At 74.0% G+C, this 7,187-nt stretch carries 5 protein-coding genes; 3 read left to right on the top strand and 2 right to left on the bottom strand.

Annotation, left to right across the window (positions count from 1 at the left end; genetic code table 11):
• Positions 1-2,477 (bottom strand): PEP/pyruvate-binding domain-containing protein (locus tag Q0283_RS04660; RefSeq protein WP_298043354.1); only part of this gene is annotated, 2,477 nt, incomplete at its 3' end.
• On the opposite strand from Q0283_RS04660, the gene Q0283_RS04655 reads away from it, so the two are divergent.
• Positions 2,467-2,604: a hypothetical protein gene (locus Q0283_RS04655; RefSeq protein ID WP_183528919.1), complete on the top strand. Its 138-nt coding sequence runs from the start codon at positions 2,467-2,469 to the stop codon at positions 2,602-2,604. The two genes, Q0283_RS04660 and Q0283_RS04655, sit on opposite strands and share 11 nt — an antisense overlap.
• A 60-nt stretch (positions 2,605-2,664) precedes the next feature.
• Positions 2,665-5,076: a LuxR family transcriptional regulator gene (locus Q0283_RS04650; protein WP_298043352.1), complete on the top strand. Its 2,412-nt coding sequence runs from the start codon at positions 2,665-2,667 to the stop codon at positions 5,074-5,076.
• A gap of 28 nt (positions 5,077-5,104) precedes the next feature.
• Here the strand turns inward: Q0283_RS04650 and mgtE are convergent, their stop codons facing one another.
• The gene (gene mgtE / locus Q0283_RS04645; protein ID WP_183528915.1) at positions 5,105-6,466 is read right to left on the bottom strand and encodes a magnesium transporter; all 1,362 of its coding nucleotides are present in this window, start codon (positions 6,464-6,466) and stop codon (positions 5,105-5,107) included.
• A 112-nt stretch (positions 6,467-6,578) separates the two neighbouring features.
• Between mgtE and Q0283_RS04640 the strand changes: the two genes are divergently transcribed.
• Positions 6,579-7,187: metal-dependent transcriptional regulator (locus tag Q0283_RS04640; protein ID WP_298043350.1), on the top strand; the 609-nt coding region annotated here is incomplete at its 3' end.

Here is a 7,187-nt window from a genome sequence, read left to right as displayed (position 1 = left end):
CCCTCGTCCTCGGCGCCGCCCGGCTCCTCGGGTCCGTGCATCCGGACCAGCCCCGTGGCCCCGTCGATGGTGACCACCTGTCCCTCGGTCAGCCGGGTGGTGGCGTCGGGCACGCAGATGATCGCGGGGATGCCGTACTCGCGCGCCACGGTGGGTCCGTGGGCAATGGGCGAGCCGGTCTCCGTGATGAGGCCGCCCAGCGTGAGGAACAGCGGGGTCCAGCCCGGGTCGGTGGTCGGGGCGACGAGGATGTCACCGGGCTGCAACCGCGCCTCGGACGGGTGGTACACGATCCGCACCGGCCCGGTCGCCACACCGGTGGCCGCCGGCTGGCCGACCAGCACGTCGGGTCCGTGCTCGACCGCCCGCTCGTCCGGCAGGGCCTGCGGATTGGTCCCGTCGGACAACAGCAGCCCGGGGACCTGCCGCCGTCGGGTCTCGCGGTCGTGCTCCCGACGGCGGCCGCACACCACCGCGCGCAGGTCGGCTCCGCCGGCGGCCTCAAGGGCCTCGTCCAGCGTCAGGAACAGGATGTCGTCCGGCTGGTCCAGGATCCCCCGCCCGGCGAGGTCGGCTCCGGCGGCCAGCAGTTGCCGGCGGACCTCCGCCAGGGGGGTGAGCCAGAGGAACTTGGGCAGCTCCCGCAGGCCGGCCAGCTCCCGGCTGCGGCGCAACAGGGAGCCGGCGATCCGGCCCCGGACCGGGCGGACCCGCCGGGCCCGGTCGGTGAGGTCCGCCAGGGCGGCCTCGGCCTCGGCAGCGGCGCGGGCGAACCGGGCGGGCGGGACCTGGTCCGGGTCGGACACCTGCAGGTAACCGGCCAGCGCGGCGAAGACCGGGGTGGGGTCGTCGGCCCACCGGGGGGAGCCGACGTCGATCTCGGCGCTGCCGCGGATCCCGTACTCCCTCAGGAACCCGGTCAGGCCGAACTCGGGCAGCTCGCCGCGCCGGAAGCGTGCCGCGAGCTCGTCCGGGGCAGTGCCGAGCAGCAACTCGCGGTGCGGGCGGGCCGCCTCGGCCACGGACCACAGCTGCAGGTCCATCTGCGTGGTGACGTTGTGGGGCATGCCGCGCAGGGTCGCGTTCAGCTCGCCCGGCCGCATGATGCCGTGCAGCAGCCAGCCGGCCACCCCCTGGGCGATGAGCGCCGCCCACAGCGGCGGCAGCGCGCGCATCATCGGCCCGGTCATCGTGTCGTCCTGCAGCCCGGCGGCGGAGCGGATCCGGCCGGCGGTGTCCACCGGGGCGTTCCGGGGCTGGTGGCGGACCCTGTCGAGTTCATCGAATGCGCGCTCGCGGGCGGCGGCCGGCCGGGCCAGGGCGCACAGGGCGCCGAACAGCGAGGCCGGGAGCACCGCCAGGAGCAGCCGCGCCGTCGCCCGGCGGGAGAACGCGCGGCGGCCGGGAGCCGCGGGCCGGGGCGCGTAGCGGGGGTCGTCGAGGATGCGGCGCACGCCCCGGGCCACGGCCGGGCCGTAGACCTTCACCATCTCGGGGACCCGGTCGTGCAGCCGCGGGCTGCGGACGAAGCCGGTGAGGTCCATGAACAGCCGGCCGCCGATGTCCACGAGGAACGGGTCGACCGCGGCATCGTCGACGCCGATGAGCTGGAACCAGCGGCGGGTGGTCTCGCGCAGCACGGAGATCCCCATTGGGGTGACCGGGCGCCGCAGGCCCTGCATGTGGCCGACCTCCATGTAGATCCGGGGGTCGTCGGGATCGTTCCCGGCCGGGAGCGGGAAGAGGGTGGTGATGGCCCGGGACTGCAGCAGCCACAGGGTGCCCCGGGCGTCGTAGGCGAACTCGATGTCCTGGGGGCTGCCGAGGGCGCTTTGCACGCGGTGGCCGGCCGCGCGCAGCGCGTCGAGCTGGCCGGGGGAGAGGCAGCCGTGGTGCTGGTCGGCCGGGACGGGGCCGCGTGCGGGCAGCACGTAGTGGTCGGTGTCCATGGTGCCGTCCACCACGCCGGTGCCCAGGCCCGGGACCGCGTCGATGACGGTCTCGGTGCGGGTGCCGGTCAGCGGGTTGGCGGTGAACATCACCCCGGCCGCGCTCGGGGTGATCATCTCCTGCACGACGACGGCCATCGCCAGTTCCGCGTCCTGCAGTCCCTGCCCGGCCCGGTAGGCGACGGCGCGCTCGTTGCCGAGGGAGGCCCAGCACTGCCGGATCGCATCGAGCAGCGCCGTCTCACCCTCCACGCCCAGGACGGTGTCCTGCTGGCCGGCGAAGCTGGCGCCGGGCAGGTCCTCCGCCGTGGCGCTGGACCGCACGGCGACCGGACCGCCGCCGAGGGCGCGGTAGGCGGTCAGGACCGCGTCCTCGGGGATGGCACCGGCCCGGTACGCCTGGGTGGTCAGGCAGAACCCGGCGGGCACCCGCTCACCCGCGGCGATGAGCGCGCCCAGCCCGGCCGCCTTGCCGCCGATCAGGGGCGTGAGGTCCGGGGTGATGCGGGACAGGTCGATGACCTCCATGAGCGCCTTCCTGCGCGGCCGGGTGGGTGAACGGTGGATGGGCCACGTGGAGGGGCCGGTCGCCGTGCAGCCGATGATCCGGCCCGTGCCGTGGAACGGTCAAGGCCCCGGTGTCCCGGTGGTGTGACGCAGGACGCTCCGGACCGGTCCGGACATGAGAAACTGGCGGCTGAGAGGGGAGAACTCAATGATGGACACAGGTCTGAGCCACGTTCAGGCGGCGGGATCCCCGCGGCCGAACGGGGCGGGGCAGCCGCACCCTGCCCTGCGACGATTCCGGAGGCAGCCGGTTCCGGAGGAGCGGCTGCTCGTCATCCGGGCGCCCGGCGGGACGGGTGCGGAATGGTTCGCGGCCGGCTGGGTGGAACAGGGACCGGGATCAGCCCCGGAAGCCCCGGAAGCCCCGGACGCCGCAGTGCAGGAACGGGTCCTGCAGTGGGACAGCGCGCTCGAGGACGCCGAGGCGTTCAGCCGACGGGTCGGGCAATGCCTGGCGGAACGGGACGGTCCGGTGGCGGTGATCGCCAGCGCGAACGCCCCCATCCATGACGTGGCGGCCGTCCACCCGTGCCGCCTCGCCGACGCGACGGACGTGCTGCTGACCGCCGAGGAGATCGGCACGCTGGCGCAACCGCCACCGGGCGGGCCGGCCCGGCCGGCATCGGCGGATCCGGAGACGGTCTACCGTCTCACCGGGGGGTGGCTCGTGGCCGTCCGGGCACTGCTCGTCCCGTCGCCGTCCCCCCGGGCAGCGCGTCAGGCCCTGATCGTTCCCCTGCTGCAATGGCTGGGAGCCCGCGACCCCTGGGGGGTCATGGCCGAGACGGCCTACCTGCCCGAGTTCAGTGACGCCGTCCTGCGCCAGTTCCAGCCGGCCAGCGGGTCGCCGGCGCCGGCGCTGCGGGACCTGGCCACCGAGGCCCTGATCCGTGACGACGGCACGGGAGGATGGTTCATGCCCGAACTGGTCCGGTGGTGCCTCACGGACTGCCTGCAGGAGAAGGCACCCGACCGGGTGGACTCGATGGTGCGCGCCGCGGTGGAGGCCACGGACCGGGCCGGGCGGGTGGGCGTGGCCCTGGAGACCGCGGCCCGGCGCGGGGCATGGATACCCTTCGACACCGTGCTGGCCGACCGGGCCGCCGAGTTGTTCACGTCCGACGCGCGGTACCTCCGGGCGCTGCTGGCCCGTATCCCCGAGCCCGTGCTCGCCCAGAAGGACCACCTGCGCGTGGCCCTGCGGATCATGGCCTCGGCCGGGCCCGAGGGGTTGACCCTGCCCCTGCCGTCCGTGGAACCGGACCTGCGCCAGGACCGGACCGCGGCCCGGCTCCGGGCTCGCGCCGCCCGCAAGTACCTCACCCCGAACGGTCGTGCGGTGGCGTTCGGGATGGTGGAGATCAGCTACCTGCGGTTGTCCGGCCACTACGCGGCGGCCGCCGAGGCCGCGGTCCAGCTGCGGCGCGCCGTGCGCGGGGCACTGGACTCCGGTCCCATCAGCATTCCCTTGGCCAGCATCGCCGAACTGCACGCGGGGCTGTGCCTGCACTTCGCCGACCGGCTCGACGAGGCGGGCCTGGCCTACACCAGCGCCCTCGATCTCGCGCGGCACGGGAGCCATGACTTCCTCGAGGCCGACGCCCTGTCGAAGCTGGCCCTGCTCGCGGCCCACCAGGGGGAGTTCCAGCCGGCCCGGTCGTGGTTGGCGCAACTGGACGGCCCGCTGTCCAGGGTCGGCAGGGGTCGGCAGCAGGTCAGGCGGTGCGGAGACCTCGCCCGCGCCTGGTGTGCCCTGGCGGCACTCGACCTGGCGGGGGCCGAGGAGGTGCTGGCCCGGTTGCCGGCCGAGCCAGACACGGACGAGTTCTGGTCGGCGCACGCGCAGCTGCTGGCGCTGCTGCGCACCCTCCGCGGGGACCCGGATACGGCCCGTCGGCAGGTCCGGACCCTGCGCCGGGACCGGCCCTATGCCTCCCGGGCCCCCCTGGCCGACCGCCTGCTGACCGAGGCCCATCACTACGCCGAACTGGTGGGCGGGACCACCTCGGAGATCCGCGGCTGGCAGCAGAACTCGGCCCTGGCCAACCTGGAGGCGTGCCGCTGCCTGGGCCAGGGGTCCGTGGACGGCGCCCTGCGCGCCCTGAGCCGGCCACCGCGCGTCGGCCGCCAGCAGCAGGTGGTGGCTGCGCTGCTGCGGTCCTATGCCACCTCGGTGGCGGGGGGCAGGACCGCCGAGGGCCTGCCGGACGAGGCCGCGGGCCTGCCCGGCCCGGACGGAGAGTTGATCGACCTGGTCACGCTCGTCCACCTGGGGTGCCTGCCGGACCTGCTCCGGTACGGCATCGTCACCGAGGACCAGGCGGCACGGTTGTCCGCGCTGCCGCAACCCGTCCTGACCCGCGAGCAGCCGCCCGTGCTGACAGCCCGGGAGCGGGAGGTGCTGGAGCTGTTGCGGCAGGGGATGACGCGCAAGCAGATGGCCGAGCACACCGTCCGGTCCGAGAACACGATCAAGGGCCAGCTGCGCAGCCTGTACGCCAAGCTCGGCGCCGAGAAGGCCACGGACGCCCTCGAGTGGGCCCAGCACTACGGGCTCTGACGCGCTGGGGCATCCGGCACGGCACGGCTCACAGGCCGAGCACGGCCCGCGCGATGAAGAAATAGACGAGCAGGCCGGTGGCGTCCACGAAGGTGGTGATGAACGGGTTCGAGAAGACCGCGGGATCCACGCCGATGGCCTTGGCGATCAGGGGCATGGCCCCGCCGACGGTGGCGGCCATGGTGCAGATGCTCGCCAGGGTGAGCCCGATGATCGTGCCGATGGACACGTCGTAGACCACCGAGGTGACGGCGAAGCCCGCGGTGCCCAGTGCCAGTCCCAGGCTGAGGCCCACCCGTAGCTCGCGGAGCATGACCTTGGCGATGTCCCCGGGGGTGACGTCCTCCAGGGCGAGGGCGCGGGTGACGGTGGTGGCCGCCTGGTTGCCGGTGTTGCCGCCCGTGCCGATGAGCAGGGGGATGAACACCGAGAGCACGACCATCTGCTCGAGGGTCTGCTCGAAGACCTCCAGGACCTGGACCGTGAGCGTGGCGCCGATCGCCAGCACCAGCAGCCACACCACCCGGGAGCGCACCAGGCTCAGCACCGGGGTGGCGAGGTAGGGCCGGCGCAACGGTTCGGACCCGCCCATGCGGGCCTGGTCCTCGGAGTCGGCGTCCTCGAGGATCCGCAGGGCGTCGTCCACCGTGAGGATGCCGACCAGGCGTCCCTCCGCGTCGACGACGGGCAGAGCCAGGACCTTCAGGTTCGCGCACCGGCGTGCCGCGTTCTCCGCCGGGTCGGTGACGGTCGCGGTGTACGCCGGGCGCATCAGGGCGGACACCGGTGCCTCCGGGGCCGCCCGCAACAGGGCGCGCAGGCTGACCACGCCCAGCACCTTCCGGCCGTCGTCGATCACCGGGACGGTGTAGACCGTCTCGGCGTCGGCCAGCCCGGACCGCACCCGGTCCAGGGCCTGCCGGGCCGTGTGCTCGGCGCGGGTGGTGACGTACTCGGGGCTCATTCTCCGGGCGATCGAGCCGGCCGGGTAGCCGAGCACGACGGCGGTCAGGTCCCGTTCCTGGTCCGGCAGGCCCTGCATCAACCGGGTCGCCACCGAGGCGGGGAGCTCGTCCAGCAGCCCCACGCGGTCGTCCGGTTCGAGCTCCGCGAACGTCGAGGCCACGTCCTCCTCGCGCAGGGCGCCGACGAGTTCACCCTGCAGGGAGGCGTCCAGCCGCTCGAAGACGGCCAGCGCGGTGTCCTTCGGCAGCAACCGATAGACCACGGCGCGGTGGTCGGTGCCGAGCCGTTCCAGGACCCGGGTGACCTGGTCGTCCGGCAGGGGGTCCACGAGCGCGGTGACGGCGTCGAGATCCTGTCTGGCCAGGGCGCGGCCGAGGAGGGTGACGGCACGGTCCTGAGCGCTGGGGAAGGTGGGATGGGGCATGGGACCAGTCTGCCGCGCCATGGAGCCTCCCCGGGCCCGACTGGTCGTCCCGCGGGCCGGGCCGGCAGCGCGGTGGCCCGGTCCGGTGACGCGGTGTCGCTATCCTGTGAGCGTGTCTGTCTCCCGGCTCTCGACGAGTTCCCAGAACTATCTCAAGGTCGTCTGGGTGCTGCAGGAATGGTCGGACGAACCGGTGACGCCCTCGGCGCTCGCGGCCCGTGCCGGGGTCCGGTTGTCCACGGCCTCGGACGCGATCCGCAAGCTCTCCGACCAGGGCCTGCTGCTGCACTCCCCGTACGGGTCGGTCGAACTGTCCGAGGAGGGCCGTCGGCTCGCCGTGGAGATGGTGCGCCGTCACCGGCTCATCGAGACGTTCCTCGTGGAGGTCCTGGGCTACGGGTGGGAGCAGGTGCACGACGAGGCCGAGACCCTGGAGCACGCCGTCTCGGACTTCATGGTCGAGCGCATGGACGACTACCTCGGCCGCCCGCGCCGCGACCCCCACGGCGACCCCATCCCCGGGCCGGACGGCACCGTCGACCTGCCGGACGCCGTCGTGCTCTCCGCCCTGGAACCGGGCACCGCCGGCACGGTCGAGCGCATCTCGGACGCGGACCCGGGCCTGCTGCAGTTCTTCGCGGACCGCGGCATCGGCGTCGGCACGCAGGTCGAGGTCCGTGCCGGGGCCCCCTACTCGGACTCCCTCGAGGTCCGGGTGCAG

Source organism: uncultured Citricoccus sp. (genome assembly GCF_937871995.1).
Classification (GTDB): domain Bacteria; phylum Actinomycetota; class Actinomycetes; order Actinomycetales; family Micrococcaceae; genus Citricoccus.
Note: the sequence above shows the minus strand (reverse complement) of the source record. Positions and strands in the feature narration are given on the sequence as shown.

Bases quoted from the DNA above. Each gene is read 5' to 3' on its own strand.
- mgtE (WP_183528915.1), bottom strand. From the start codon at position 6,466: ATGCCCCATCCCACCTTCCCCAGCGCTCAGGACCGTGCCGTCACCCTC.
- Q0283_RS04655 (WP_183528919.1), top strand. From the start codon at position 2,467: ATGACCTCCATGAGCGCCTTCCTGCGCGGCCGGGTGGGTGAACGGTGG.
- Q0283_RS04650 (WP_298043352.1), top strand. From the start codon at position 2,665: ATGATGGACACAGGTCTGAGCCACGTTCAGGCGGCGGGATCCCCGCGG.